Source organism: Gilliamella sp. BG3 (assembly GCF_046635605.1).
GTDB classification, from domain to species: Bacteria; Pseudomonadota; Gammaproteobacteria; order Enterobacterales; family Orbaceae; genus Gilliamella; species Gilliamella bombi.
Genome location: NZ_JBIDFE010000057.1, coordinates 1 through 1,704 on the forward strand (window position 1 = coordinate 1; position 1,704 = coordinate 1,704).

The following is a 1,704-nucleotide window of genomic DNA, read 5'->3' on the forward strand; positions in this document are numbered from 1 at the left end:
AACTTTGGGTACACCCTAAATTACCTAAATAATCCTATTGATGTTATGATTAATAATATTTTTTATTTTTCTTATTCCGCTTTTTCCCCTTTTAAAATTCTCCATTTTTTCAGCTTCAGCAACATTAGGATTACGATTTTTAAAAGTAACAACTTCACGTTCGTTATTAAAAATGACTTCATAATCTGGTAAATTATTTTCTTTAGCTAACTTTTTGATAGAACGCTTAAATTCAGCTTTACTTGCCGTACTACCCGTTTTTAAGTGCAACTTTTCCAGTGAAATTTCACAATCATATTGATTACCACAATGTTTTCGAGCTATTTCATAAATACGCCTGTCGACGGCTTTACGGATGCGGAAATAATCCATACTAATTTTTAATATTTTTTCTTTTTCCAATGCTTCAAATAACCAATTTGGCAAAACAACTTCAACCATTCCAATATCAAGTTTTCCTTTTTTTTCTTCAAGTATTCGCCAACTGTCAATTAATCCAAATTCAATTGTCTCTTGTTTATCTTCACTGTATTTAATATTAGTTTTAATTCTAGTCCCCGATAAACGGCTTAATGCTTTTTCTAAATCTTTATACGCTTGTCCACTTGTTGATCTGTTAGTTGTAACTAAAAAATCATAGGGAGTAAAATAGATTTTCCGATCAACTTTTTCACCATTATTCATCACTTGTTGCAGTTTTGAGATAGCATAAATCCAAATATCTTTATCAAAAATAGTAGCTATTCCATCTACGGTAGGCTTAATTGTCACGGTAGTTTTACCGTTTTTGTATTCACGAACACTAGTGTCCCCAGCTTTTAGCGCAAAAAATGGGTGCTCCATGCTTGCAATTTCATCTCTAATTGTTGATATTTCAACCTCATCAGCTAAAAACAATTCAATTTGCTGATGTTTCTTAGGTTTTAAGGTCATCATTACATTACTCTCCTAATTTTTAGGCAATACATTCATTTTTTTACACAATAACCTATTGATTTAATTTAATTCGTATTTCACACATAAATTAATTATCGTATTTCACACATAAAGTATCGTATTTCACACATAACGTCAACCTAAATATGTTAATAACTCAAAAAAAATTCGTATTTCACACATAATGAATTCGTATTTCACACATAAAGTATCGTATTTCACACATAAAGTATCGTATTTCACACATAAACCTATTTCTTTTAAGCCTTGCAAATAAAGGGCTAAAGGCACTTTTAAAATCCCTATAACTTATATAACTATATATAACTAAGATCTTTAACCAGATTTTTGCCCATAATTTCTGTGGATAACTCAAAAATTTTTCGGGTTTCAAGAATTTTTTTTCGGGTTTCAGGAATTTTCAATCGGGTATCAGGAATTTATCAATTTCTGCAATCCCTTTTTCAAAAAGGATTTAAACGCTGTCCAACTCTTCTATAACTTATTTAACTTAAATATAACTTCTTTTAACGGCTATTTTTCTCAATTTACCTGTGAATAACTCAATAACTTAATGGGGGAAGATAAAAGATTATCGGTGAGTTTTCTCATGTGCATTAACTGTGAATTTTGCTACGCAAACGTATTGAAAAGCCATTGATAGCTAATTCTAGCTATCAACAGCTTTACAACACTAATTCACAATTACTACACAATCGAAAAATATGCGTCGGCAACGTTAATGGCTTCCGCTCCGCGGTCAATCAA

The 1,704-nt window shown here is 30.8% G+C and carries 1 protein-coding gene; it reads right to left on the reverse strand.

What is annotated here, in order from left to right:
• Window positions 1-24: 24 nt before the first annotated feature.
• Window positions 25-936 carry a replication initiator protein A gene (locus tag ACGH6S_RS12135; RefSeq protein WP_411578862.1) on the reverse strand — a complete coding sequence of 304 codons (912 nt, stop codon included), beginning with the start codon at window positions 934-936 and terminating at the stop codon, window positions 25-27.
• Window positions 937-1,704: the final 768 nt, after the last annotated feature.